Source organism: Streptomyces alanosinicus, from assembly GCF_014650595.1.
In the GTDB taxonomy this organism is placed as follows: Bacteria; Actinomycetota; Actinomycetes; order Streptomycetales; family Streptomycetaceae; genus Streptomyces; species Streptomyces alanosinicus.
This window is the reverse complement of record NZ_BMVG01000028.1, coordinates 1-24,497: the sequence shown is the minus strand read 5'-3', so window position 1 is coordinate 24,497 and position 24,497 is coordinate 1. Positions and strand designations below refer to the sequence as shown.

Below are 24,497 nucleotides of genomic sequence, written 5' to 3'. Positions count from 1 at the left end.
ATCAGCCTGGACCAGTTCCCTGCGTGGCAAGCGATGTGTGGGCCCGTGCCGATGTTCAGGAAGCACTGGTCGCTCGTGACTTTGGAAAGTTGTGTCAACTGGTGCGTGTGGCCAGCGACTTACGGCAGAGCGACATGGCTGAGCTCACAGGGCTGAGCCAAGCATTCCTGTCCATGCTTGAGTCAAGGGCACGACGCTTGACCAACATCGACAAGATCACCGAGCTACTTGCAGGGCTCGGTACTCCAGCGGAACTCACCGGCCCTATGCTCCGAATGCCGAGGCCGAATCGAGATGAGCCCGACGTGCGGCATGGCATGCCCGGGTGACGTGCCCGACGATCGCGCTCGGTTTGAAGTGCCACGTCATCGTTCCATCAGCGGCAAGACCGGGCCGCCCGGTCTGCACTGGCACAGGTTGCCCAGTTCCCCCAGTGCTCTTACGCAACCCGCTGCGCTGCGCCGAGCCCTGAGTATGGCCCGCAGAGAGATCTATGGGTCCATGGAGGGCTCCGTCCTTTAGATCCCACAGGTCGGGTGGAGATCAGCCCCACGTGCTGTTGCTCAACGCTTCACGATGACGTCTCACATTTCGACGGCGCCCAGGATCAGTGCGGTCGTGGCCTTCCGTCCCCAAGCGGTATCTCGGTTCATCGAGGAGAGGATGTCCGTGTCGGCAATCCCCACGACCAAGACGCCCGCGGTGTCCGGCATGCGCCGACTACTCACCAACACCGACGAGATCACCGTGCTGCTCGAAGGCCTCGATGTACCGATCGAGCTCACAGGCCAGATCCTTCACGGCCCGAAGGACCCCGCGACGAGCGACGGCCATGGGTAGGGCGTGGACATATCACGGCGGTGATGTGCTCGATCCGCCTTCCTGAGCCACGCTGGGCATCGGTCGGTGACAGCTCAAAGGAATCAAGGATGGACTCATGGAGAAGGAAATCGGGGCGGTCCATCGACCCTCCGACACGGACATTCCATTCGCGTACAAGGTGATTTCTCGGGTGGCGCCCCAGATGGGAATTGTACTGGAACTCGAACCATGGGGACGCGAAGCGGCCCGGCTCAAGTTCCCCAATGGCCGGATCGCTTACTTTCGCCATGGCAACCTCGACATCAATCGCTCCGGTAGCGCCGACCTTGCGCGGGACAAGTACGCCTGCGCGCACTTCCTCGCGAATGCCGGCATCCCGGTTCCATCAAGCTTCCCGATCCGTGCACTTGACGAGGTAATCGACCGGCAGCTTAACAACTTCGTTATGCAGCACTCTTGGCCGCTCGTCGTGAAGCCTAATAGCCGCTACGGCGGCCAAGGGGTCGAGAAGGTCGACAACATGTCAGCCTTGTGTCACGCCGTGAAGCGGGCCTTGCGCATGGACAAGATCGCTCTCGTTCAGCCCTTCGTCCCGGGGCACGATGTCAGAGTCCTGGTGCTTGACGGTTCACCAATCGCAGCGTACTGCCGTATCCCGCCGGTACTCGTTGGTGACGGCAGCCGTTCGATCCAGCTGCTTCTCAAAGACTTGTATGCCAATAGTAAGATCGCTGGGCCGGCAAAGCGGCTTCCGGATCACGGTGAAGCCGCAGCCCGGCTGGCGAGACGAGAAGGCGGACTGCATCGTGTACCACGCAGCGGCGAATACGTTCCTCTCGCGGATGCCGCCAATGTCGCGACCGGGGCGCACATAGTCGACCTGTCTCAGGCACTCCCGGCGGATGTTCTCAACTTGGCGGTCCGCGCGGCCCAGACTGCGGGACTGCGCCTGGCAGGGGTGGACCTCCTGGTCGACCTCAGGGTGGAGCACTCCGACCTCGTCCCATCCCAGGCCCACCACGATGTGGCGCACGAAGACCGGAGCGACGAACATTGCGTCGTCTTGGAGATCAACAGTGCCCCTGAGCTCGACGGCTTCGCCTCGCTCGGCGACAGCCAGGCAGTTCTCGTTGAGCATCTGTACGAAACCGTCCTGCGGGAAATAGCCAGATTAATCGACATGCAATTCCACATGGGTCAAACCGATGACTGAGACGCCTGGGAGGCGGGAGCAGTCACGCGGTTGGCTAGGACACACCGAGGTCCTGAACTCTCGCCTGGGGCCCCGGGACCGACACCTTGGCAGGCGAGATGCTTCCCAAGCCCGAGGACTGGCGACTTCGACGCGCTGGCGGAGACGCAGCCGGAGTGCCCTCATGGACAAGGTACTATTTGCGAGTCAGTAGGCGCCGCTAGCTCAGTTGGTTAGAGCAGCTGACTCTTAATCAGCGGGTCCGGGGTTCGAGTCCCTGGCGGCGCACTCTCGCCATGTTGCTCGACTGGCAAGGCCGCCCACCTCCTTGAGGTGGGCGGCCTTTGGCGTTCCTCCCGAGGGCATCGAGGGGCGGTGGCAGGCCACGCCCTCGACGCGACAATCGAGCTCTCTGGGCAAGAGGGCCGCCACTCGACTCGGTCACATGGTGCCCCAGCCGAAATCGAGATGCGCCTCAGATCGTGGTCCAAGACCGCGGCTCTCCGATGACACCTCTGCAACAGAAACGAACGCCGGAGCCCACGAGATCCTCACTTCCCGAGTCCATCCACCGGCCCCCTGTGCCGGCTTCCCGTTGGAACGCTGGGAACCGTGTCAGCTGGGCTTCACCAGAGGGAACAGGATGGTTTCGCGAATATTTTTGCCGGTGAAGGCCATGATCAGGCGGTCGATGCCCATGCCCATGCCGCCCGTGGGGGGCATGCCGTATTCCAGGGCATGGATGAAGTCCTCGTCGAGTTGCATGGCTTCCGGATCGCCGCCTGCGGCTAGCAGGGACTGCTCGGTGAGGCGTCGGCGTTGCTCAATTGGGTCGACTAGCTCCGAGTAGGCGGTGCCCAGTTCGGCGCCGAAGCCGATCAGATCCCACTTCTCTGCCAGGAGCGGCTCGGAGCGATGCTGGCGGGTCAGCGGCGAGGTCTCGACCGGGTAGTCCATGACGAACGTGGGCTGCATGATTGTGTGCTCGACGAGCTCCTCGAACACTTCCTGGACGAGCTTGCCCTGACCCCACTTGGCTTCCCAAGCGACGTCACGGGCGTCGGCGAGCTTACGGACGTCCTTGATCGGGGTGTGCGGTGTGATCTCCTCGCCTAGGGCGTCCGAGACAAGGCCGTAGACGGTCTTCCGCGGCCATTCGGCGAGGCCCAGGTCGTATTCGACGTTGTCGTGGACGACCACGGTCGTACCCAACGCAGCGACGACGGCCTGCTGGATCGACCGCTGGGTGAGGTCGGCCATGTCGTTGTAGTCGAGGTAGGTGCCGTAGGTTTCGAGCATCGTGAACTCGGGGTTGTGCGTGGAGTCGGCACCCTCGTTCCGGAAGTTCCGGTTGATCTCGAAGACCTTCTCGATGCCGCCGACGACGAGCCGCTTCAGGTAAAGCTCGATCGCGATGCGGAGATACATCTCCATGTTGTAGGCGTTGATGTGGGTCTTGAACGGCCGGGCCGCAGCGCCACCGTGGATCCGTTGAAGCATCGGTGTTTCGACCTCGAGGTAGCCCTCAGCGTGCCAGAAGTCCCGGATCGCCCGCACGGTGTTGCTGCGCAGGTGTGCCATCTTGCGGGCCTCGTCATTGACGATGAGGTCGAGATAGCGGTAGCGGACGCGCGCCTCAGGGTCGGTCAGCCCGGCGTGCTTCTCCGGCAGCGGCCGCAGGCACTTTGACGTGATGGTCCAGCTCTCTGCCATGATCGACAGCTCGCCACGCTTGGACGAGATGACCTCGCCCGTCACGCCGATGTGGTCACCGAGGTCTACGTCGCGCTTCCATGCCTTGAGCGCCTCCTCACCGACGCCCGCGAGCGAGATCATGACCTGGATGTCCGCGGTCCCATCGCGAAGGGTGGCGAAGCAGAGCTTGCCGCCGATCCGGGACAGCATTACCCGTCCCGTGATCCCGACCTTCTCACCGGTCACCGTGTCGGCTTCCAGGTCGGGGTATTTCACCCGGACGTCGCCGATGGTGTGCGTGCGCGGGTAGGTCACCGGGTACGGTTCGACGCCGTTCTCTCGGAGCCGCGCCACCTTCTCCAGGCGGACGCGCATCTGCTCCGGGGCACCCTCGTAGATCTCGTCACTCATGGCACAAGGATAGGCGGAAACGTCCTGCGGATTCGCCGCCGTTAAGGATCTTCTGCACCGTCAAGGCCAGTCTCTGGACGCCACGTTGGCCGTCTACTCGGCTGTTTGCCATCCGCGTACAGCTTGTCGTCATCTGGGTCGCGCTCCCTTCCAGCGTGCCGAAGCGGCTCACTCGTGGGTCGAGCGAGCCGTCACGAGAGATCAAGGCTGGATCTGGGCAGGTCAAGTGGCACTTCCTGCGTAACTACGCGCCAATCCCATGAGCGCAGGGGCCTGTGAAGAGACATCGTTGATTCGTTCGAGAAGGCCGTCGATCTGCTCACTGCTATGCATGGCTGACACGGTGAGACGGACACGGCATGCCTCCGGAGAGACCGCTGGCGGGGTGACGGCGACGCACCAGTACCCCTTGTCGAGCATCAGCTCCTCGAACTTTGCCGCTGCTCGTGGTGTCCCCATATGGAGGGGGACGATGGGCCCGTCGCCTGGCGGATGGATACCCATGCGGGCCAGTCCGGTGCGGAGCCGACGCACGTTGTCCCAGAGGGTCTCGCGTACTGCCGGCTCGCTTCGCAGGATCCGCAGGGCCGCGATGGTCGCTGCCGCCTGTTCTGCCGGCAGACTCGAGGTGAAGCGGTAGCCCGAGCTGAAGGTACGGAGCATCGCGATCGTCCGCTCATCACCTAGAACGGCTCCTCCCATGCCCCCGAAGGCTTTGCTGAGGGTGGCAACTTGGAGGGGGACGCGGCCGGTGAGACCGAAGTGGTTGGCCGTGCCGGATCCGTCGGCGCCATAAACGCCTGTGCCGTGAGCGTCGTCCACCATAAGGACTGCTCCGTGCGCATCGCACACTTCGACGAGGCTGGGGAGATCCGCCATGTCCCCGTCCATGCTGAACACCCCCTCCGTGACGACGAGGATTGCGCGCCCGATGTACACGGCCAGGATGTCGGCCAGCTGTTCGGCATCGTTGTGGCGGAAGCGAACCCGTTCGGCCGAGGATTCCCGTGCTCCCATCTGGATGCTGCGGTGACACAGCTCGTCGTAGATGACCACCGGGTGGCTGCTGGGCGGCGGGGATCCGTACCAGCGGCGCGCTAGTTCGCTAGCATCGAGGATGCCGTGGACGGCTGCGATGTTGGCCAACAGCCCGGTCGCTGTGATGAGGGCCGAGGGCTGCTTCTTGAACTCGGCGAGTTCGTATTCGAGTTGTCCGAGTAGCCCGAGGTTGCCTCCGAGACGGCGGGATTCGCTGGTGGCGTGGGTGTGCTCGTGCAGGGCTTGGGTGGCTGCGGCCTTTACTTCGGGGCGGTGGTTAAGGCCGAGGTAGTTGTTCGAACAGAAGGAGACCACTGTGCTGCCATCGTGGAGGCGTACGAGTGGGGTGGGTAGCGTCTCGCTCCGGCGCTCTGGCGGGAGAAGTCCACGGCCGGCCAGCCAGTCGTGGGCGACGTGAAGGTCGGAGAACAGTGTTGGTGTGTTCATATGGCGAGCCTCAGGCTGGAGGCCACGGTGAGAAGCGACGCGGCGTGGAAGCCGTTTCGGTGACGGGCAGCGAGGCCCGTAGCCCAGCTAAGGAGCTCGTCGTCCTCGACAAAGAAGCTGTCCTTCTCTTGGCGGGCAAGGATTCCGGAGGTGGAGAGGTCTGCTAGAGCCTGTCGGCAATGAGCGGCTTCCAGTTCTGCGAATCTGCGGTAGCCGGGATGGACGCCGAAGCCACCGTTGGGGTGGTCCTTGTCGAGGATGCGGGCCATGACGTCTTCGGCATCGAAGTCTCTGCTTCTGAGGTCGGGGAGGCACAGGGTCACGATGGTGGCCCACGCCCGCCTACGCAGTGCCGCGAGGACGTCTCTGTTGCCGGCTACGTGCCGACTGAACGCCAAGGCGCCCATCCAGGCCAGGTACCAGGTGTCCTCACTGCTGTCCCAGTAAGAGTCACCCAGCTCTCGGGGAAGCGCCGGCTTGCCGTTGATCACGGGGATACCTCGGCCTGCTGCGGCGTCGTGTGCTTGGCCGACGGTGAAGTATTCGCCGGGGTAGCGGCAGTCGAGGCGCATCCCATGCTGGTGATGCAGGTTGCGGTAATCGTCGATGAAGCCCCTCAGGCGGTCAAAGAGAGCGTCGTCAGGCTTCGTGTCAGCGGGGAGGACGACATTGACGTCGATGTCGCTGATTCCGCGGACGGCGGCGCCAAAGGGCAAGCTCCCGCTGGTGAATGCCACCACCGCCTCGGGCAGGTGGAATTCGACGAGCTTGCCGAGCTGCTCGTGAATGCGGTCCGCCTCATCCAGGCCGATGATCTCGCGAGGCATCACAGGTCCCCCACTGCATTGTTGACGAACAGCGTCTCCACGCAGGCTTGCGGAGGAAGCTGAATTGCCGCGACAGTCAGCTCAGCGATGGACTCGGGATCCATGAACTCCTTCTTCTCTTCGGACCGCAGATGGTCGTAGGAAGGTGTATCGACTGAGCCGGGCTGGACGCTCGTCACTCTGATGCGGCGTGGCCGGAGCTCGTCTCGCATGCTCGCGGCGAAGCCCTCCAGCGCGTGCTTGGAGGCGCAGTACAGGGACCAGTCGGCAAAGCCCCGGCGTCCTGCGATGGAGGAGACGAACGTGACCACCGCCTGGCCGTCACGAAGCAGAGGCGTGAACACCTGGGTGGAAAAGATCGCCCCGGCCACGTTCGTGTCGAAGAGTTCGTCGTACTGGGCGCGGCTCGCGGAGGAGAGCGGCGTCGGGTAGCCGACTCCCGCGCACAGGACCAGGGCATCGACGCGTTCGCAGGAGCTCGCCACAGCGTCAGCGGAGTGTTTAACGGCGTCGAGGTCGCGAACATCCACATCGTGCGTACGGCAGCCCTCGTGATCGGCGTGGATGTAGCTGCTGGCTCGCCGGGCAAGGATGTGGACTTTCCAGCCGAGGTTGAGCAGCTGGGTGCTGATTGCCTCGCCAATTCCGAGGCTTCCTCCGGTAATAACCGCGACACGCTCCATGGTCTGGTTCATCACTGGCCTCCGGTCAGGTCCTCTTGGATGGCCTGGCATAGGTCGTCTACCGCGGCAGCGATCCGCTCCGGAGTGCTCGTAAACACATCACCGTCGCGGTTGTGGTCCGAGATGACGAGCAGGCACCGCATCTGGTGGCCGGCGAGAGCAGCCGCGGACAACAGATGGGCGCTCTCCATGTCGACGTAGTCAGCTATGCTCGCGAGCCGGTGGTGAAGAAGCGTGGAGTCGGCTAGGCAACCGACCGTTGCGGCGACCCCGCCGGGCAGGCGTGACTTGGTCGGATGGCTACGAGCGTGAAACGACAGGTCGGCGGGAAAGGTCAACTGGCTGGGCTTTCCCGCAGAGGGTTCTGCGATGAAGGCAGACTCCGGGTCCACAGTGGTGCCGACCGGTTGGTTCCGCAGGCCACCGGCCAGGCCGACGAACGTGATCCGAGTTGGTTGGGGAAGTGCGAAGACGATGTCCTTGGCGGCTGTGCCTTGAGGAACGTGTACGACGGCGGCGTCCCCGATCAAGGAAGTGCGCCACCAGCCGTCGCGTTCCGTTCCGCCGCGGGCCAGGGCTGTGTGGATGCTGCGGATCGGGGTCAGGAGCATCTCGCGACCGCGCCAATCGCAGCCGAGCAGCGTCATGCGTGCTCGCCGGCGCCACGGTTCGTCCGGCACGTGTGCCTGGTTGGAGATCGGCTGTGCTAGTGCTCTCACGACTGGATCACCGGCAGCGAAAGCAGGGGAAGCGGGCAAGCTGTGGCCAGTTCTCGGACCGGTCGCATCATCGACTCCACGCCCGTGCGCAATTCGGTGAAGGACGCTTCTTCCAGGTTTCCGAGACGGAAGCGGTCCTGGTCCAACTTGTAGAGCCACGAGCACGTGGCCAGGTCCCCGTTCGGCGCCACGAAGAACACCGACTGCCCCGCGGGGCACCCCTCGACATCGCTGGGCTGCGGCTTCCCGAGGCTGTGGTCGATCTGCATGCCGAGCTGCTTGTACTTCTCCTGGAGCTCGGTGAGCTCCTCAAACAGTCGCTGCTTGCGCTCGGGCGAAAGGCCCAGCTCCGGGTGACGGGCAGCCCGCCCGGCAGGGAACACGGAGTTGATGACCAGCGCCTCGACGCCCAGAAGTGCCATCTCAGCGCAGAACGCGGCCACGTGCTCCACGTTCCCGGGGTGAATAACATGGGATACCCGGACGGGGACCCCAGCAGCCAGGAGACGTTCAACCGCAACTATGGCTCGGTCGAACGATGTCGGCTTGTTGCGCACAAGTGCCTGCGACTCCCGATTGTGTCCGTCCACGCTCACCGTAATTCGGCGCAGGGCAGTCCCGCGCAGAGATTCAGCGGTTTCCTGCGTGATGAAGTAGCCATTCGAGTTGACGTATACCTCGGCTACCTTCGGATCAATGGCGGCGATGATCTCAACGAGATCCTCTCGGGCAAACGGTTCACCGCCGGTCAGGTAGAACTCGGTCACCCCAGAGGAGACCATTTCTCGCACGGCGTCGAGGAAGCGTGATGTGCTGAGATCGCCCGAACGAGGGATCTGTGGTGAAGAGTCTGACAGGCAGTGCTTGCATGCCAGATTGCAGTAGTTGGTGACCTCCCATACAACCGTGGCACCCTCCGCAGGAGGACGGAATCGGCAGCGATCCCCCACCGTCTTGGTCATAGCAGTCCCCTTTCAGATGCTTCGATTGCATGGGTCGCGTTAGCGAGTACGGCTTTCTCGAACCCGTCCGTTGCCGGGCGGTGGCGGCGATGCCAGGCCGCGCACTGAACCGCCCAAATGGCGATAGCTCCAGCCATCCGGTCGGCCAGAGACATTTCCGTCTTCGCCTCGACCATCAGACGTCCCTGCCGGAGTAGTTCCAGGCGTGTGCCTGCTAGCAGGTCCAGGGATGGAGTCAGGCAAAGGGCAGCGATATCGTGCAGCGGGTCCCCTGGACCGTAGAACTCGAAGTCCAGCAACCACGCCCGAGGCTGCTCAGGATCGACAAGCACGTTGGGAGGGGTGGCGTCCCCGTGGCAGGCAACTCGCAACGGCTCCTGTATCGCCTTGTGGAGTGCTCGGATGCTCGCTGGCGCCCGGGAGCCGAGGGCGGCAGCTAACTCTGCTTGAAGCTCGGTGATTTGAGTCGGTGGGTCGTACGGCCACGGTCCTGGCAGCCCTACGGATGCAACCACCGCCTCCAGTACTTGTTGCATCCATTTGGATGGATGCCCAGCCGCTGGATCGTCGAGCGGCACACCGGGGACCTCCGCCAGGACCAGCGTCGGTGGATTCCGGCGGTGCTCCAAGATGTGCGGAGCGAGACCGTCCGGCATCTGCTGCAGCGCGCGCAATTCTCGCTCATACGGGGCCGGGGTTGCGTACTGCTTGATGTACCGCCCGGTGCCCGCCCCTGATGTTCCCGACCCTGGTACGTGCCACAGCGAACGTCCCGAACGATCGACATGAACGGGTGTCCATCCGGCGCCGTGCCCCTCCTCGCCTGCGATATCCACCGATCCCATTTCCACGGGAATCTCCTTGACTTTGCATGTGATGCATGAAGGATTTCACTGACGCGATTCAGCCATCTTCATGGCCGTGACGGGTTCCCGGCACTGCCCCAACTCTCTAAGAGCTACGGGTGGTTGGCACATCTCGGGCGTGATATCACTCAGGTGATGCGGCGTTCCACGGCGGCGTCTTCCGGCTAGGCCGAACCCCGGTCGCGCCGGTTCGCAGGCCGGAGCCGCGGCTGTGCGCGCCCGCAAGATCAAGGCAGTGGGTTCGAGTGGAGCCCTGGCGCCATCGTCAGTCGAGGACTCTCGCGTAATGCTGTCGGCGCCGCCTCAGGTGGGGGGAGTGCTCGCTATACAGCTCGTTATGGAACCTCCGCGAGCCCCTCAACTCACTCCTTGCTTACCGCGGCGAGAAGTCGTACAGCGCGAAGTCAGTCACCGGGCGGTACCCGATCCGCTGGTAGAGGCCGTTGCTGGTGGGGTTGGCAAGGTCCGCGAACAGTACGACCTCCGCCGCGCCCACGGCTAGCGCAGCCCGGCTCACTTCGACCGTCGCGGCCGCCGCGTAGCCACGGCCGCGTAGGTGCGCCGGCGTGTAGACAGGGGCCACCCTGATCTGGCCGGCGACCATCGGGGTCACACCCGCCATGGATGCAGGGGTGCCGTCCGGGGTCTGCCAGAGCCTGATCCTCCCGTTGGCGATGCGAGTGTCGGCCCAGGAGCTCGCTTCGGAGGAGGGGACTTCGCCAATGGCATCAACGAACTCGTGATACCAGCACATGAGCAGCTCGCGGTCCTGCTCTCCCGCGACGCGCCCTCGGCCTTCCGGGACTGGCTCCGGTGGGGTGAGAGCATCGAGTCTGTAGAGACGCTGGCGCTCGTAGAGCGACGGCGTCGCACCCACGTGCCGCTGCCAAGCCGCAGCGAAGGAGGTAGCGGTGCCGCTGTCCCCGCTGACCCCGGGCAGAGAGCGCCCAAGGGTGGCCAGGTGAGCTGCGAGGGCGTCGGCCTCCTCGGGGGTGAGGGAGGTGAGGACGAGACGGTGGGGTGGGGTGTGGAAGAGAGCCGCGCACGCCTCCCCTCCCCGCTCCAGCCAGCCGAAAATCGGAGTCCCGGCGCCATACGCGCCCGCCCCACGCTGACGTACGGACTCGGTTACTGTCAGCGGGAGGGTGTGCAGCGCAGGGCGTGACTGCAGAAAGGCTCCGGCTCGGTCGAGAAAGCCGTCGACATCTTCAGTGAGGTGCCACTGCCCCAGGCGCATACCTCACGATTACTCGCGCTGTCGATGTGCGCCTGCGGGATTCCGCTGGTCAGGTGACAGAGCCCGGAGCCATCCTGGGAACGCTGGATGTCTCCTTGTCGGGTGGCATAGCGGAGATCAGACGGCTGGAATGTCGTCGGTACGGCGCCACCCCAGCCAAGCCGAGGTGGGCAGATGGTTCAGGCCGCGAGTGACGTGATTGCGTCCAGGAGCTGCCGTACGTCTTCCAGGTTCTGGAGAACAACATCAGCCCCAGCTTCCTTGAGATCCCGGGAAGAGGTCTTGCCTGAGGGCACGCCGATAACAGCAGCGCCGCCCTCCAGCCCGGTGCGTACGTCTTCGAGGGAATCTCCGATGATCACCGTGTTGGTGCGAGTGAAGGCGGTGCCGTGCTTGGCCTGAGCGCGTTTCTGCGCGACGCGGACGAGGGCGGGACGGTGGTCATCGTCTGACGCGTACCCCCCGATCTCCGTATCGAGGTAGGGGTCGAGCTTGAAGGCTGCGAGCTTCAGCAGAGCGTTCGGCTTGAGGTTGCCGGTGACGGTCGTCGCTACCCAGTTCTCGTGCTTGTGCACGGCCTGAAGAGCAACCTTCGCGCCGGCCATGAGGACCCTTTGCTGTGGAGATCGTCTGTGTGGGCGGCAAGCCGCTTCGGCAGCAGCTCCACCATGCGCGGAAGCAGGTCTGGGACCGCGTGCTCCGGTACGCCGTTGTCGAGGAGGAGAGAGCGGATGGCGAGGGGCATGGTCACGCCAGTACCACGTGCCGGCTGGCACTCGGCGGGGCGGCCTACCACTTCAGCGAACGTCTCGCGGTACACCTGGCGGTCGATGTCCCCGACGTATAGCAGCGTACGGTCGATATCCCACAGGATGAGGGTCTGCTGGGCCTCGGTCACGTTCAGTTCCTCGCTGCCGTCACGGACTGCGTAAGCGCCTTTCCTCCCTCGGTGAGCACGGTCTATGAGCTCAACTGCCCTCACCGAACTGAAATCACTCCAGTGATATCACCTGCGGAATGTGTGCACGGGACGTGTTCCCGTCACTCTGGGACTCCCGCAGCGCGCGGTGTCAGCGAGCCGTCCGAAAGCGGATCATTCCGGCTCACACCTGCCCTCCGTGCTGCGGGTACACCGTTGTCCCTCACCTCGTCTACCGGAGTCCAAGGTGTCCTCGGCCTTACACGTACGGCCTGCACAGCCCCCGCCACTGGTCCGGTCATGGGAGAAGGCGTGGCGGCCCCTTTCGTGCTGCGGAGCGGTCCCCTCTTCGGGGGTGCCCCTTGGTCATTAGCTTCTCCGCTGTTGTGCTCCTGGGCGTGATCGTCTTCCTCCTCGTGAAGAAGGCCAGCCTGAACGTGGCCCACGCCCTCGTGTGTGTGCTGTTCGGCTTCTTCCTGGCCGGGAGTTCCGCAGCGCCGAGTATCAGGGACGGCGTGCAGGGCGCATTTCAGCTGATCGCAAAGATCCACTTCTAGACCGGCCACCGGTGCGCAGACGAGGTTCTGGCTCACCTCCCATTAGCTCTGAGCCCAGACGGTCTTTCCACTCCCGGACGTAACCCGAGGACTGCTGATGACGCCGATACCAACCTTGTGCCAGAGTCCGACTGAGGGTACGGCCACTATCGCTTCGCCCCTGCTCTACCCGCGTGCCAAGACGCACGATGAGCGTCACCTGCTTCTACGCGAAAGCGCCCCGTATGTGGGACCTCACCACCTCTTCCCGTATGAGCCTGTCCGCCTGGGACGGGGGCAGCCGTGAAGCGTCGAGGCTCAGCTCTGGACAGACATCCGGCTCGTGACGACGCCCGATTGCGGGTGGTAGTTGAGGACTCGGCGATGGGCCGCTGGGAAGGCGCCCGGGAACTGCTGGCTTCGACTGGAACAGACTGGGACCGGCGTATCTTCCGTCTCCAGGTGCTCGCCCGTGTCGGGATGCAGCTGACGTTTGCCGACACTTGGGCGCAGGCCGAACCGCGGTCCCCGCATGCCCTTGCGCTTCTGGCCCACGTGTTGGCCCTGCGGTCGATGGCAAACGGTCGGGGGCAAGGCCGCAATGAGGCGATGGAACAGGCTTGGGCGGTTTGTGCCGACGCTGCGGAAGCAATGCCCAGCGACCCATCACCACACATTGTCATGCTCGCGTTAATGCGGTTCCACTCGCCTCACCGTGACCGCGAGTGGCGCGCGACGGTGCGGCACGTGTGGGGACAGGTGATGCAGCGTGACCCGTGGAATCGGGAAGCACACCACGAGCTCCTCACCTACATGTTCCCCTCCTGGCATGGCGTAGGAGGGGAGATGTTCCACTGGGCGCAGGAGCGATGCGCGCACGCCCCTCGCGGTCTCCCGCTCCACACCCTTCCTTTGGTCGCTCTCGCTGAGTCCCACCGCCTGCGGATGGAGCAGGAGGGTCACCGCTATGGACTGACCGTGCACCCGTGGACGGACAATCCGTCGACGCGGCAGGCGTGGGAGAACTGGTGGGCGTACCGGGCTCCTGGCCGGCCTCACGCCGCCTTCCACGAGGACGCGAACTACTTGGCCCATGCCTTGTGCTTTGCGAATCAGCACCGGGAAGCCGCGGAGGTCTTCGACGCGATCGGTCCGTACGCCACCGACGTCCCCTGGAGCTACTGCGGAGACGCGCAGACGCTCTTCACCCGCCACTGCACCTGGGCGGTCAAGGCGTCCGCGCCGTAAACGCCCTCCCGTGACCCCGTAGGTCACGGCACCGCCTCGTCCCGTCCAGTTACCACCGACAGAGAAGGGCATCGCCATGCCATTGGACATACCGAGCGTCACGCCATCGGAAGAGGAGCGCCTCGCAGAGCTCGGGATCAGCCAGACTCTGGACCGCTCCATGTCGGGGCGCCAGAACTTCGCCGTCTCATTCACGATCATCAGCATCCTGTCCGGCTGCCTGACCATGTACGGGTTCGGCATGAATACCGGCGGTCCTGCGCTGATCATGTGGGGCTGGGTTCTTGTCGGCCTGATGACGCTCTTCGTCGGCCTGGCCATGGCCGAGGTCTGCTCCTCCTACCCGACCTCCGCCGGCCTCTACTTCTGGGCCCACAAACTCGCCCCGCACAAGTCCGCGCCGGCTTGGGCCTGGTTCACCGGCTGGTTCAACACCCTCGGCCAGGTCGCCGTTACAGCGGGCATCGACTTCGGTGCCGCATCGTTCCTCAACGCGTACCTGAACCTTCAGTTCGGGTACACGGCCACCCCCGGTCACGCCATCACGCTCTTCGGTCTCATCCTCTTGCTGCACGCCGTCGTGAACACCTTCCGGGTCCGCGTCGTGGGCTTCTTCAACACCGTCTCCGTGTGGTGGCACCTGGTCGGCGTCGTTGTGATCGTCGGTGCGCTCCTGGCCGTTCCCGACAAGCACCAATCACCCAAGTTTGTGTTCACCGAGTTCGTCAACAAGACCGGCTGGGGCTCCACGGTCTACGTCGCCCTCATCGGCTTGCTCATGGCCCAGTACACCTTCACCGGCTATGACGCGTCCGCCCACATGACCGAGGAAACGAAGAACGCCTCCCTGGAAGGACCGAAGGGCATCGTCCGATCCATCCTCGTCTCCTGGGCCGCCGGACTCATCCTCCTCTTCGGCCTGACCTTCGCCATCCAGTCCTACACCGGCGCTCTCCAATCACAGACGGGTGTTCCGCCGGCGCAGATCTTCATGGACGCGCTCGGCGCGAGCACCGGCAAGCTGATGCTTCTCATCGTCATCGGTGCACAGCTCTTCTGCGGCATGGCCTCGGTGACCGCCAACTCCCGCATGATCTACGCCTTCTCGCGCGACGGCGCGCTCCCGTTCTCCACCGTGTGGCACAAGCTGCATCCTGGAAGCCGCACCCCAACCAACGCCGTCTGGCTCGCAGCCGGTGCTGCATTCGCCCTCGGCTTGCCGTATCTGTTCAACACCACCGCGTACGCCGCCGTCACCTCCATCGCAACGATCGGCCTCTACATCGCCTACGTCATCCCAACCCTCCTCCGCCTTCGCCAAGGAGAAGACTTCCGACGAGGTCCCTGGCACCTGGGCCGCTGGTCCAAGCCCGTCGGCGTGATCGCGGTGATGTGGGTGGCGCTGATCACCGTCCTGTTCATGCTGCCCCCGTCCCACCCTGTGACTGTCGAGACGTTCAACTACGCGCCCCTCGCCGTCGGCGCGGCCCTCGCCTTCGCGGGAACCTGGTGGCTCGTCTCCGCCCGTAAGTGGTTCCTCAACCCACACCACCCGCGGAACACCACACCGCTCAGCCCCGCGTCAGAGAGGGCCACTCGATGATGCACACGAAGATCGGCGGCGCACGAACATCGGGATAGTGCCGCAGCACGATTGCAGGCAGATCCACAGCCCACCGCCTGGTCCAACGAGCCGACGCTCGCTGGACCAGGCCCCGTGGGCGACCGGACCCCGATTCTTGTTTCCCTGCTGTGACTCCCCGTGGACGCTGGAGGGGCGTCGGTCCTCCAGCGTCCACACGAGTCCGCAGAGCCAGGTCTGTCTCTTCTACGCACGGAAACGAAGGGCTGCCTGGTCTCAGCGCAATTCCAGCGAGTGGATGACCTGCCAGCGGTAGGCCGGGCCTTCACGACGCAGTTCGACCAGCCGAACGTTCTGCACCGCGACGTCCACCGTCTCGAGTTCCCGGAGGGGTCGTACAGCGTCGCGCACGATGCCGGCGGATATGGGGCGATTGCAGTAAGCGATGCCCACGTGTGGGCGAAGAAGCGACGTCGGCTTGCGCGGCGGAATCCCCGACTCGGCCCCAGCTGCGGATAGGCCCTCATGCAGCTGAAGGACGGGGGTCCAGGGGGCGACGCTGTAACGGATCGCGCCGCGGGATGCCGTGAGCGGCACCACCCGGAGGGTAAAACACTCCGGTCTGCGTTCATACGCCTCGGCGACTAGACGGTCCACATCCTCGGAGTCGATCTCGTCGATGCGGCCGATACGTCCCAGGGTCAGGTGCAGGCCGTCCGCATCAATGTCGTCGAAGGCGAGGTGGCGCAGCTCCTTCTGGCACTGGCTTGCGTGGTCGATGAGCGACGTCGCATCTGGGAAGGTGAGCATCCAGTAGTAGGCGCGGGTGGAGGGCGTCCAGCCGGGCCGGTCCCAGTGGTCTTGCATCTGCTCGACGGCAGCGAAGGCGGCCCAGTCGTGCTCTGCGATCAGCGTCGCGTCAGTTGTGCTGGGCGGAGGAGTGGGAGGAAATGCGCCCGGGTCGGCTGTGAGCTGCATTCGCGGCCCTTCTCGTCTGCTCCGTCAGGCATGCCATTTTGGCAGACGTCGCCAGGTCCCTCGTTTGTGGGGCGGATTGCCATGAGCGCAAGGCGTCGTCGTACTCCCGCACGGCTGGCAGGTCCTGCCATCTGCTGGCTCCGGCGTAGAGTTCACCAGCCCGTTGGACCACGGAGCGGATGGGCGGGCCACCACCGGCTTCGAGAACCTGGCGGCCAAGGACCATTGCGTGCTCGACATCGGGGCGTGGGCCGGCCAGGAGTGCGGTGGCGACGTCCAGACGGACCAGGGCCTGGCTCCAGGCAGAGTCGGATTGCTCGACGAGTTCGTCGATCTGATCGGCGTAAGCGAGAACCTGTGGGGCGTTGGCGAGCGCGACGTGGACTGTCGCAGCGTTGGCCAGAGTGCGGGCCATGCCGTATGGCTCGAAGGAGATGCAGGACGTCAGGCCCACAGCAACCTGATGGTCACTGCTCAGTTCCTCGGCTGCGGCGATCGCGCGTTCCGCGCCGGGGCGGTCGCCAAGCTTGCCCAGGGCTCGCGCGCGCCCATTTGATTGGAGTCGGATGGCTTGCGGATGGTTTGGAGCGATCTGGAGGCCCGCTTCTGCCCACTGGACGGCCTCGTCGTAGTGGCCTGCGTAGTAGGCGTTCAGTGATCGCGTGCCTTGGACCCACATGATCAGTGCACGGTCTGCGATCTCCTTCGCCAGTTCCTCTGCTTCCTTGCAGTACGCCTCCGCCACGACTTCACGACCGGCATTGACAGCCATGTAGCCGAGCAGACCTGAGGCCTGAGCTGCCAGCCGGAACAGGGCTTCGCGCTGGCGAGGCGGCTGCTGCCCCTCCAGCCGGTCCTGGATGAAGTTTCGTAGATCGACGGCTTCGGGGGCGAGGCGGTGCGGCCCTTCGGTCTCATAGCGGGCGACGAGGTCCGCCACGCCTTGTTCCAGGACCGAGACGGTCGCGGGATCGGTGTTTGACGAAGTGGTGGCGTTCAGTCTCTTCGCAATGTCGAGAGAGCTCTCCCACTCAGGGGTGGATAACGGCGTGAACTGCGCGCCGGAAGCCGGCGGCTGATACTGGGCAGCGGAACCCGGGACGGGAAGTGGCGCCACTTGCGGGGGGGACACCCAGTCGCTCGAGGACGGGGACGATCTTGTCGATGTTGACCAGTCGCCGCGCCCCGGATTCAAGCGTGGACAGGAACGATTGACTCAGGCCGGTGATTGCCGACATGTCTTCCTGGCGGAGTGACGCAATCTGGCGTATCAGGCGGAATGCGGTGCCAAAGTCCCAGTCGGCCAGGGCTGCGGCTACCGTCGGGTTCTGCCACACGTGATCCGGAAGGGTCGGTGCCGCCGGGAACTCGTTACCCGTCACTCGGGCACACGCGGCGCACCGCTCGTCAGTGTTGTATCGGCTTAGGGGGTTGCCGCACCGGGTGCACCGACGGTTGTCCTTGTGTGCCACTGCCGCCTCCCATCAGGGCACGAGATCCTGGTCAAGGATCTCCATGAACGCAATCACATCAGTGATATCACCAGGGGAATGTGCCAACGCGGGCTTTTCGTCACACCCTTGGTTGTCAGCCGACGACGACGCGGAACGATCGGTCCCCTCACGATTTGAGAGTGATCGTCTCGCCGAGAGACCGCTCGAGCCGCGTTGTCAGTGGCTGCTGGCAAACTTTCACCCACAGGAAAACACCCTGTGTAGTCAACTGATCGCGCTTGGTGTCGCGGGTCGACTCCATGAACGGGAGGATGCGCCGCAGTGACCGACATGCCCGAAACGGTCAGCCGCTTTGGCGACGTCGGTGACCTCCCCGCGGCCGCGACCGCTTGCTGCCCCTCCTCACACGGAAGGCGGTGAGGGGCATGGGCAACGCCGACTGGGATGAACTGGTGGCAGACGTACTGGAAGAGCAGTACGGGGTGATCGTCGAGGCGATGGAGCACGTGCCGATGGGCACGGACACCACCAACCGGCGTGTCCTCACCACCGATGGCCGCAGGCTGTTCGTGAAGGAGTACGCGTCGACAGCTGACTTGGACGCGGCCAGGTCAGCGTGGGACATGTCCGAGTTCTGCCGGGCGGCTGATCTTCCCGTGCCACGTGTCTGGCCTGACTGCCACGGCAATCTGATTGCCCTTGCCGAAGGAAGTGCCTGGGCCGTGGTCGATGAGGTGCCGGGTCGGGTGGCCACCTCGGCGATGACCGTGGCGCGTGCGGAGCACATCGGCATGGTGTTGGGACGCATGCATCGAGTTCTCGCCGCGTATCCCCTACCGAGACGTGTACAGCCGTCTCGATGGCGGACAGGATCTGTCCAGGACGCCGTGACAAAGTGCAGCAGCGTGCTGTCCTCAGCCAATCAGCAAGGGCATGCCGATCTGGCGCGGTTGCGTGACCAGCTGAACCAGCGTCGTCAGGACCTGCGCACTCACGTCGGCAGGCTCCGAGCCAGGCTGCCAGAAGATCTGGTGGAGCAGGCGCTACACGCGGACTTCACCCGTCCCAACCTGCTCGTACTCACCGATGTTGTCAGGGGCGTCATCGACTTCCGCGGTGCCAAGGCCTTTCCAGCTTGGGAGTTGGGGCGCGCGGCGTTCGACCCGCGTACGGTCGCCACCAGTGACCAGTGGCCGGCGTGCGCGACAGCGATGGTGTCCGCCTATCGTTCAGAGAACCCCACCCTCCCTCTCGCCGATGTCCTGGCCTGTGCCCGGATCGCTCTTCTCTACATGCTGTTCAGCTTCTACGGGGCGACTACCAGCGAGTACAACCTGCCTCAAGAGGCAGAGGCAGACCTGCAGCGGCACTGGCGGGAGAGGCAGATCACCATCCGCATCCTGCTGGACCACCTCGATGAGGTCGACGACGCCTTTTCCGGCATCGCAGCGAGCGGAGGCCACTCGTGACCAAGTGGAACCTGTGCTCCGTACGTCGCCCGAACAGGGGGGTGCACCCAACCAGAGCGACCTGTCCTGACCTTCTGGAAGAGTGAGATGACACCGACCGCCATACCGGCCGAGGCCGCTGACTGGGCCCGAGGCCACGTAGGAAGGCAGGCCGCTTGGGCGCTGCCAGCCGATCTCTGCTGCGCTCGTGCATGGCGCATGTCCTCACCGCAAGGACTCATCGACCTACGTATCACGCGCAACGATGACGACTTCCGCCGCGAGATCTACGCACACCGCCACGCCATCCGTCATCTCAGCCCCAACCACGGCCCGCGGATACTTGCCAGCGAGCCGAGACTCAGGAGCTTGCTGACGGTCCAACCCAGAGGATGGCGCGTCGACAACGCAAATCTCCATCTGATACCACGAGTTCACGAGGAAGCGGGACGCCTGCTTCGAGTGCTGCACGACAGTGCTGGTCCTAATGACACATCGCGGACTCAAGCGACTCGGGCCACCGCGCTCTACGCGCAACGCATCCGCGCCCTCGTCCGCCAGGCCGGCGCAGTGATGTCCATGACGCAGCACGATGCCGTTGAGCGATCCGCAGCCATCGTGCTGGAGCACATACGAGATTTGCCGGCCGCGTTCTGCCATGGCACGTTCGGCCCCTCAACTTGGGAATGGCAGAGCCAGTCTCAGGCCCTGTCCTTCACGGGGTTCGGCCGGTCTCAGATCATGGCTGCCGTCATTGACCTCGCGCGGCCGACCCTGTTGTGGGCAATGCAGCCGAACCTGCGTGATTGGTTCTTCAAGGGCTACTGTCGGGCGCTCTCGGAGTCCGAGGTACTCATTCTCGGGCACATGTCGGTGCTGGCTGCGGGCGAGGACCTGCTTGACGCGATCCATTTACGTGACCGCGAGTCGATCGCAGCAGCGGCGGCTTCCCTCCGCCAGGCCGTTGACCAGTCCGAGACCGCGCTCGGCAACGCTTCGATGGCCCCCGCTGATGTACGGGACCGGTGTTCGTGAGGGCAGCCCCTCACGCTGCCGAGTCTCGGGCGCCAGGCGGCATGGGTCATGCCGCCTGGCGCATCTCCCTCTGCTCGCTCTCTCACACCGTGACAAACCATCGGAAGGGACGGACCTCTTATGCGTAGTGACCGTGTGACCGCTGCCGCGCTGCTTGCCGTCGCAGGCACGGGCATCGTCCACCTCGTCCTCAGTGGGCGCCGGCACCGTGATCGCGTCGTTCTGGAAACTGCGCAGATGCACCAGCAGTTACTGGCCGCTCAGGTGGATCGCCCCAGTCTCCGCACGATGTGGGGGAGCTTGACACCGCTCGACCCGAAGGAGCGCCGCCTGCATCTGCACCGCAACGCCTGGGTCTCCGCCTGGGAGGCAATGTACCGAGTTGGAGCCCTGTCTCCTGCTGGAGTGGACCGTGCAGCGCGAGCCCTCTTCGCCACGCCTGAGGGTCTGCGCTGGTGGGCACGTGTCCGTGATGCTCGGGCCCGGGCTGCCGTCGACACGCGGGCCCGGCAGTTCCATGACCTTATGGACACCGCTTGCCAGGACGAGACCGGAACAGTCCTGCCGCCCGTTTCCACAGTCACCAACTCGGTGATCTGAAACAGCCGCATACTGCGCCGTCCGTGTCGAAGAGTCGGCGTCGCCACAGGCCGACAACCGGACCACTTCACCTCCGGAGGGGATGGCACTCCCTCAGCCAGTTCGCCAACACGCAAGGACTGTATCCCCGTGATATTGGACGTAATGAGCCAGAACGCACAGATCGGCGCAAACCACGACGGACGATGGGAGGACAAGGTCGACGCAATCCGTGAGGTGGACCCCGACCTGCTCCTGCTTCAGGAGGTCGGATGGCTGGCCGATCCTGAACAGGCCAATACCGCTCGCGAAAAGCTCGGCATGAACCTCGCCGTCGCACCATCCCGCCAGATGAACACCGCAGTCGCTTGGAAAGCCAAAACGCTGGAGTGGGTGGACACCGACACCAGGTACAGCGACACGGACCTGCACCACGGCTACTGTTCCCTTCAGCTTCGGCCACTGGGTCTCCCGAAGGAGTGGCCGTACCCGCTGGTAGCGATCAGTACCCATCTGACCCCTTACTCCGTGGAATTCGCTGGCCAGGAGGCTCAGCTGGTTATCGCCCGTGCCCACCGCTTCGGCGGCATCGGCCTCGTCGGTGGCGACATCAACCACATGCCCCTGGGGGACGAGGAGCCCGACTGGTCGCTCGTCCCGCCCTACAACCGGTCCTCCCGGTGCCACAGACGCAAGACACCTTCCGACCCATGGCTCGGTAACCGCCTCGTGGGCGAGGTGTTCCGCGACGGCGACATGACCGACGTCGCCGCCCACCTCGCCGGCTCCCGCTCCGATCCCTCCCTACGTGCGCTGACCGGCAAGGGCGGGCAGTTGCGGGTGGACCAGTTCCACGTCACCCCGGCCCTCGCACCCGCCATCGTGGACTACCGGCGAGTCGACACCAACTCCGATCACTACGGCATCGTCGCCACTTTCGACCTGGACCGGGTCGATCTCTCTGCTGCCAGTGCCTACAGCTGAACTCGCCTTTCCTCACTTGCCTGCGTGGCTGCCAAGACAGTCGGGGAACTTCGCCTCGTCCCATGCCCCCACTGGCTCCACGCGGCCCGCACGGACCAAGCAGCACACACGCATCTCAGTGATCACGAAAAGGCTCTAGGGATGACCACACCGACCTTCAACAACGTCCTACGACAGGCGGAATCTGCCTTCCAGCAAGGCGACTTCACCAAAGCCATGAGTCTGTACCTGGCGGCTCTTCCGCACGTCGACGCCGAGTTCGGCCTCGACCACGACACCCCCTGGCAGACCCGCCTCATGCTCGGGCTCTCCCTCTACAACTTGGGACGCTTCGCGGAAGCAGAGATGTACCACCGTCGTGCCGTGGAGGGCCGGGACCGCATACTCGGCAACGATCACCCGGACACGATCAGGACTCGCTGCCGGCTGGCCGACGCCATCGGCGAGCAGGGGCGCTGGGAGGAAGCCGGGGCGATCGCCCAGGAGGCGATCAGACTCGGGGAAGCCAAGGGTCTGCAGTCGCACGATGGGGTGCTGATGGCTCGCATGACCGAGGCGTGGATCAGACTCCATCAGGAACGATGGGATGAGGCCGCAGAGTTGGCCGGCACCGTCTACACGGACCTGGAACGCCATCTCGGCACAGAGCATCGGCTTACCTACTCGGCCGGAAATCTGCTGGCCGTATGCCTTCAGAACATCGGCGACCTCGAGGGTGCAGAAGCCCGGGCATGGCAGGTGTATCGCGGGCGTGTCGCGACTCTGGGAACGGAGCATCCCCACACAGTCGCCATCGCCCACGACCTCGCCAGCATTCTGGTTGCGGCGGGAAAGATGTCGGAGGCGGCATCGCTGGCTGCGAAGACACTCCCAGTCGCTCAGCGGGTGCTGGGCGACGCGCACCGGTGGACGGCAGGACTGCGCGAGGTCGTCACCCAGACCCACTCCGGACGGGAGGAGCAGTGACTCGCCGTGCTTTGCCCCTGCTGGCTGCCGACCGGAATCGGGATACTCACCTACCGGTCAACGAGGTCTTCTGGGACGTGATCCAGGGCGAAGGCCCGTACATGGGCCGTTCCTGTGGCTTCATCCGCTTGGGGCTGTGCAACCTGCACTGTCCTCCGTGCGACACGGCCCAGACGTGGGACAGATCGCGCTACGACCTGGCCGCTACCTGCCCGGACACTGCGGTCGAGGTTGCAGTGAACCAGTTGCCTCGGCGGGTTCGGATGGTGGTGATCTCGGGCGGTGAACCTCTGCTGTGGCAGAGCGCACCGGCGTTCATCACCATGCTGGACCTGTTGGGGCGCCGGGGCATTGAGGTGCATGTGGAGACGAATGGCACTATCGCGCCGCTTCCGTCGCTCAACCCCTTCGTTGGGCACTACAGCGTGTCGCCGAAGCTGACGGTCATGGGCGGCGGCGATCCGCTCAAGCGCCGGATCCAACCCGATACGATCGCGGCGTTCGCTCAGCTCGCGGCGGCAGAACGAGCGGTGTTCAAGTTCGTCGTGGCCGACCAGGTCCAGATCGGGGAGGTAGCGGACTTTGTCGCGGAGCACGCTCTGGAGCCCTCGTGGGTCTGGGTGATGCCGGAAGCCTCCGATGCCGCCACGCTCCTGGAACGCCAACCGGTCATCACGGCCGGCGCGGCAGAGTACGGCTACAACGTCAGCACGCGCCTGCACCTGATAGCGCGATGCCGATGACTTGCCGGGCGATCACGAAGCGCCCAGTAGTGCCCTGACCGCCGTGCCAGGCGACCGGATGCAGTCGGCGCTTGGCTGACCAAGACCTTCCAGGTCCAAACGAGTCCCGCTCGTTCACGAATGAAGGGGAACCTGGCTGCGAAGGACTTCTTCTCCACGGTCATCCACCGGTGGCCGGAAGGCCGCCGGGACTATCACTGGCACCTACTCGCAGCCCCCGAGTGGGTGAAGGAGACACTGTTCGAGCCCTACCGTGAGCTGACCCACCGACCGGGTCTCGCCCCTGTGCAGCCGGATAACTTCCACATCACACTCTTGCACGGGCCTCCTGTGGAGGAGATGTCCGAGCAAGAGCTCGCGGACATGGTCAACCAGGTACGCACGAGCTGCGCGAAGATCGCACCAGTCGAACTCACTCTGGGACGCGCGGCCGTGGGCACTGTCGCTATCGAGTGCGCGGGGCAACCGGGTACCGCTTCGCGCCCGCTGGGGAAACTGACCTCGGACGCCACCGCGAAGGCCACCGGTGGACGGTTCCCGACCATTCCTGCGGACCACTACCCTCACGCAATCCTCGCATACCGTCAGTGGGGGAAGCAGAGCGGCTTCCGATGAAGGTGTGGCTCAGCGACCACGGCCCCGGACCCGTCACGCTGCGCGCGGACAAGATCACCTTGGTCACCCAGTGGCACGACCGGCGGGAGATCATGTTCGATCGGATCCTCGACGTGCCGCTCGGCGGAACGGCGTGAACGGGGATGTGGTCTGCCGCGCACCGCCCGCGCCGCGAGCCCAGGGGTATCGGCAGCCGTTGTACCTTCGCTCCGGCCACCCGGTGCTAGTAGGGCCTGGTCAGGTTCACCCGACGGTGGCGTGTCCGTTTGATCGCTTGTTCCGTTGACCTGTTGTGATGGGTGGGGAGCTGGCCGCGGTCCGGTGTGATCTGGAGGACTTCGCGGCGGAGATGTTCGAGCCGTTCGCGCGGGCGGATCAGCGCCGGTGGGGCGGGGTCTATCTGCGGGGCCTGCTGCTGGAGGGGCGGCGCAAGTCGGTGGAGCCGATGGCTGCCCGGCTGGGCGAGGACGGCAACCGTCAGGCCCTGGCGCACTTCATCACCTCCAGCCCG

26 protein-coding genes and 1 tRNA gene are annotated in these 24,497 nt (G+C 64.6%); 15 read left to right on the top strand and 12 right to left on the bottom strand.

What is annotated here, in order from left to right; genetic code table 11:
* Positions 1 to 669 precede the first annotated feature (669 nt).
* The 3 genes from IE277_RS34675 (at position 670) to IE277_RS34665 (ending at position 2,302) form a co-directional block, all read left to right on the top strand.
* Entirely contained in the window at positions 670 to 840 is a 171-nt protein-coding gene (locus IE277_RS34675; protein WP_189957713.1) for a hypothetical protein, read from the top strand.
* Between the two features lie 97 nt (positions 841 to 937).
* Complete coding sequence (locus IE277_RS34670) at positions 938 to 2,035, top strand: ATP-grasp domain-containing protein (RefSeq protein WP_189957712.1); 1,098 nt, start codon at positions 938 to 940, stop codon at positions 2,033 to 2,035.
* A 193-nt stretch (positions 2,036 to 2,228) separates the two neighbouring features.
* Positions 2,229 to 2,302 (top strand) — tRNA-Lys (locus tag IE277_RS34665).
* 327 nt (positions 2,303 to 2,629) lie between these two features.
* Here IE277_RS34665 and lysX read toward each other — a convergent pair.
* The 9 genes from lysX to IE277_RS49310 all read right to left on the bottom strand — a co-directional run bounded on the left by lysX (position 2,630) and on the right by IE277_RS49310 (position 11,504).
* Positions 2,630 to 4,120: a bifunctional lysylphosphatidylglycerol synthetase/lysine--tRNA ligase LysX gene (lysX, locus tag IE277_RS34660; protein ID WP_189957711.1), complete on the bottom strand. Its 1,491-nt coding sequence runs from the start codon at positions 4,118 to 4,120 to the stop codon at positions 2,630 to 2,632.
* A gap of 222 nt (positions 4,121 to 4,342) precedes the next feature.
* Positions 4,343 to 5,605 (bottom strand): aminotransferase class I/II-fold pyridoxal phosphate-dependent enzyme, encoded by a 1,263-nt coding sequence (locus tag IE277_RS34655; RefSeq protein WP_189957710.1) that lies wholly within the window; start codon positions 5,603 to 5,605, stop codon positions 4,343 to 4,345.
* Positions 5,602 to 6,432, bottom strand: coding sequence for a nucleotidyltransferase family protein (locus IE277_RS34650; RefSeq protein WP_189957709.1), 831 nt, complete (start codon positions 6,430 to 6,432; stop codon positions 5,602 to 5,604). The genes IE277_RS34655 and IE277_RS34650 overlap by 4 nt, the downstream gene beginning before the upstream one ends.
* A complete protein-coding gene (locus tag IE277_RS34645; RefSeq protein WP_189957708.1) occupies positions 6,432 to 7,127 on the bottom strand; it encodes an SDR family oxidoreductase in 696 nt (231 codons plus the stop codon). Before IE277_RS34645 ends, IE277_RS34650 begins: the two co-directional genes overlap by 1 nt.
* Positions 7,127 to 7,762, bottom strand: a complete 636-nt coding sequence (locus IE277_RS34640; RefSeq protein ID WP_189957707.1) for a phosphorylase family protein — start codon at positions 7,760 to 7,762, stop codon at positions 7,127 to 7,129. Before IE277_RS34640 ends, IE277_RS34645 begins: the two co-directional genes overlap by 1 nt.
* Positions 7,763 to 7,830: 68 nt before the next feature.
* Positions 7,831 to 8,796, bottom strand: a complete 966-nt coding sequence (locus IE277_RS34635) for a radical SAM/SPASM domain-containing protein (RefSeq protein ID WP_189957706.1) — start codon at positions 8,794 to 8,796, stop codon at positions 7,831 to 7,833.
* Complete coding sequence (locus IE277_RS49770) at positions 8,793 to 9,452, bottom strand: phosphotransferase family protein (RefSeq protein ID WP_373310957.1); 660 nt, start codon at positions 9,450 to 9,452, stop codon at positions 8,793 to 8,795. Before IE277_RS49770 ends, IE277_RS34635 begins: the two co-directional genes overlap by 4 nt.
* A gap of 583 nt (positions 9,453 to 10,035) precedes the next feature.
* The gene (locus IE277_RS34625; RefSeq protein WP_189957704.1) at positions 10,036 to 10,899 is read right to left on the bottom strand and encodes a GNAT family N-acetyltransferase; all 864 of its coding nucleotides are present in this window, start codon (positions 10,897 to 10,899) and stop codon (positions 10,036 to 10,038) included.
* A 179-nt stretch (positions 10,900 to 11,078) separates the two neighbouring features.
* Positions 11,079 to 11,504, bottom strand: coding sequence for an HAD hydrolase-like protein (locus IE277_RS49310; protein ID WP_308433446.1), 426 nt, complete (start codon positions 11,502 to 11,504; stop codon positions 11,079 to 11,081).
* Positions 11,505 to 12,216: 712 nt separating this feature from the next.
* Here IE277_RS49310 and IE277_RS34615 point away from each other — a divergent pair.
* The 3 genes from IE277_RS34615 to IE277_RS34605 all read left to right on the top strand — a co-directional run bounded on the left by IE277_RS34615 (position 12,217) and on the right by IE277_RS34605 (position 15,205).
* The gene (locus IE277_RS34615; RefSeq protein WP_373310956.1) at positions 12,217 to 12,375 is read left to right on the top strand and encodes a hypothetical protein; all 159 of its coding nucleotides are present in this window, start codon (positions 12,217 to 12,219) and stop codon (positions 12,373 to 12,375) included.
* A 924-nt stretch (positions 12,376 to 13,299) separates the two neighbouring features.
* The gene (locus IE277_RS47905; protein ID WP_229882171.1) at positions 13,300 to 13,602 is read left to right on the top strand and encodes a hypothetical protein; all 303 of its coding nucleotides are present in this window, start codon (positions 13,300 to 13,302) and stop codon (positions 13,600 to 13,602) included.
* 76 nt (positions 13,603 to 13,678) lie between these two features.
* On the top strand, positions 13,679 to 15,205 hold the full coding sequence (locus IE277_RS34605) for an amino acid permease (protein WP_189957701.1): 1,527 nt from the start codon (positions 13,679 to 13,681) through the stop codon (positions 15,203 to 15,205).
* Positions 15,206 to 15,460: 255 nt separating this feature from the next.
* Here the strand turns inward: IE277_RS34605 and IE277_RS34600 are convergent, their stop codons facing one another.
* Genes IE277_RS34600 through IE277_RS34590 form a run of 3 tightly spaced genes read right to left on the bottom strand, consistent with a single transcriptional unit; the run spans position 15,461 to position 17,499 of the window.
* Positions 15,461 to 16,162 carry a 2'-5' RNA ligase family protein gene (locus tag IE277_RS34600; RefSeq protein WP_189957700.1) on the bottom strand — a complete coding sequence of 234 codons (702 nt, stop codon included), beginning with the start codon at positions 16,160 to 16,162 and terminating at the stop codon, positions 15,461 to 15,463.
* On the bottom strand, positions 16,104 to 17,279 hold the full coding sequence (locus IE277_RS34595; protein ID WP_506005349.1) for an NsdA family TPR-like regulatory protein: 1,176 nt from the start codon (positions 17,277 to 17,279) through the stop codon (positions 16,104 to 16,106). The genes IE277_RS34600 and IE277_RS34595 overlap by 59 nt, the downstream gene beginning before the upstream one ends.
* Entirely contained in the window at positions 17,194 to 17,499 is a 306-nt protein-coding gene (locus IE277_RS34590) for a helix-turn-helix domain-containing protein (protein WP_189957698.1), read from the bottom strand. Before IE277_RS34590 ends, IE277_RS34595 begins: the two co-directional genes overlap by 86 nt.
* Positions 17,500 to 18,041: 542 nt before the next feature.
* On the opposite strand from IE277_RS34590, the gene IE277_RS34585 reads away from it, so the two are divergent.
* The 9 genes from IE277_RS34585 to IE277_RS34545 form a co-directional block, all read left to right on the top strand.
* Positions 18,042 to 19,085, top strand: coding sequence for a phosphotransferase enzyme family protein (locus IE277_RS34585; protein ID WP_189957697.1), 1,044 nt, complete (start codon positions 18,042 to 18,044; stop codon positions 19,083 to 19,085).
* Between the two features lie 558 nt (positions 19,086 to 19,643).
* A complete protein-coding gene (locus tag IE277_RS34580) occupies positions 19,644 to 20,099 on the top strand; it encodes a hypothetical protein (protein ID WP_189957696.1) in 456 nt (151 codons plus the stop codon).
* Between the two features lie 135 nt (positions 20,100 to 20,234).
* On the top strand, positions 20,235 to 20,699 hold the full coding sequence (locus IE277_RS34575; protein WP_189957695.1) for a DUF6082 family protein: 465 nt from the start codon (positions 20,235 to 20,237) through the stop codon (positions 20,697 to 20,699).
* Positions 20,700 to 20,843: 144 nt separating this feature from the next.
* The gene (locus IE277_RS34570; protein ID WP_189957694.1) at positions 20,844 to 21,662 is read left to right on the top strand and encodes an endonuclease/exonuclease/phosphatase family protein; all 819 of its coding nucleotides are present in this window, start codon (positions 20,844 to 20,846) and stop codon (positions 21,660 to 21,662) included.
* Positions 21,663 to 21,803: 141 nt separating this feature from the next.
* Complete coding sequence (locus IE277_RS34565) at positions 21,804 to 22,628, top strand: tetratricopeptide repeat protein (RefSeq protein ID WP_189957693.1); 825 nt, start codon at positions 21,804 to 21,806, stop codon at positions 22,626 to 22,628.
* Positions 22,625 to 23,371, top strand: coding sequence for a 7-carboxy-7-deazaguanine synthase QueE (locus IE277_RS34560; RefSeq protein ID WP_189957692.1), 747 nt, complete (start codon positions 22,625 to 22,627; stop codon positions 23,369 to 23,371). Before IE277_RS34565 ends, IE277_RS34560 begins: the two co-directional genes overlap by 4 nt.
* 120 nt (positions 23,372 to 23,491) lie before the next feature.
* Positions 23,492 to 23,986 carry a 2'-5' RNA ligase family protein gene (locus tag IE277_RS49765; RefSeq protein WP_189957691.1) on the top strand — a complete coding sequence of 165 codons (495 nt, stop codon included), beginning with the start codon at positions 23,492 to 23,494 and terminating at the stop codon, positions 23,984 to 23,986.
* Positions 23,959 to 24,123, top strand: a complete 165-nt coding sequence (locus IE277_RS34550) for a hypothetical protein (protein ID WP_189957783.1) — start codon at positions 23,959 to 23,961, stop codon at positions 24,121 to 24,123. Before IE277_RS49765 ends, IE277_RS34550 begins: the two co-directional genes overlap by 28 nt.
* 212 nt (positions 24,124 to 24,335) lie before the next feature.
* Positions 24,336 to 24,497: transposase (locus IE277_RS34545; RefSeq protein WP_229882181.1), on the top strand; the 162-nt coding region annotated here is incomplete at its 3' end.

Coding starts and splice junctions, on each gene's coding strand:
- IE277_RS34670 (WP_189957712.1), top strand. CDS start 938: ATGGAGAAGGAAATCGGGGCGGTCCATCGACCCTCCGACACGGACATT.
- lysX (WP_189957711.1), bottom strand. CDS start 4,120: ATGAGTGACGAGATCTACGAGGGTGCCCCGGAGCAGATGCGCGTCCGC.
- IE277_RS34655 (WP_189957710.1), bottom strand. CDS start 5,605: ATGAACACACCAACACTGTTCTCCGACCTTCACGTCGCCCACGACTGG.
- IE277_RS34650 (WP_189957709.1), bottom strand. CDS start 6,432: ATGCCTCGCGAGATCATCGGCCTGGATGAGGCGGACCGCATTCACGAG.
- IE277_RS34645 (WP_189957708.1), bottom strand. CDS start 7,127: ATGAACCAGACCATGGAGCGTGTCGCGGTTATTACCGGAGGAAGCCTC.
- IE277_RS34640 (WP_189957707.1), bottom strand. CDS start 7,762: ATGACGCTGCTCGGCTGCGATTGGCGCGGTCGCGAGATGCTCCTGACC.
- IE277_RS34635 (WP_189957706.1), bottom strand. CDS start 8,796: ATGACCAAGACGGTGGGGGATCGCTGCCGATTCCGTCCTCCTGCGGAG.
- IE277_RS49770 (WP_373310957.1), bottom strand. CDS start 9,452: ATGCCGGACGGTCTCGCTCCGCACATCTTGGAGCACCGCCGGAATCCA.
- IE277_RS34625 (WP_189957704.1), bottom strand. CDS start 10,899: ATGCGCCTGGGGCAGTGGCACCTCACTGAAGATGTCGACGGCTTTCTC.
- IE277_RS49310 (WP_308433446.1), bottom strand. CDS start 11,504: ATGGCCGGCGCGAAGGTTGCTCTTCAGGCCGTGCACAAGCACGAGAAC.
- IE277_RS47905 (WP_229882171.1), top strand. CDS start 13,300: ATGGAGCAGGAGGGTCACCGCTATGGACTGACCGTGCACCCGTGGACG.
- IE277_RS34605 (WP_189957701.1), top strand. CDS start 13,679: ATGCCATTGGACATACCGAGCGTCACGCCATCGGAAGAGGAGCGCCTC.
- IE277_RS34600 (WP_189957700.1), bottom strand. CDS start 16,162: ATGCAGCTCACAGCCGACCCGGGCGCATTTCCTCCCACTCCTCCGCCC.
- IE277_RS34585 (WP_189957697.1), top strand. CDS start 18,042: ATGGGCAACGCCGACTGGGATGAACTGGTGGCAGACGTACTGGAAGAG.
- IE277_RS34580 (WP_189957696.1), top strand. CDS start 19,644: ATGACGCAGCACGATGCCGTTGAGCGATCCGCAGCCATCGTGCTGGAG.
- IE277_RS34570 (WP_189957694.1), top strand. CDS start 20,844: ATGAGCCAGAACGCACAGATCGGCGCAAACCACGACGGACGATGGGAG.
- IE277_RS34565 (WP_189957693.1), top strand. CDS start 21,804: ATGACCACACCGACCTTCAACAACGTCCTACGACAGGCGGAATCTGCC.
- IE277_RS49765 (WP_189957691.1), top strand. CDS start 23,492: ATGAAGGGGAACCTGGCTGCGAAGGACTTCTTCTCCACGGTCATCCAC.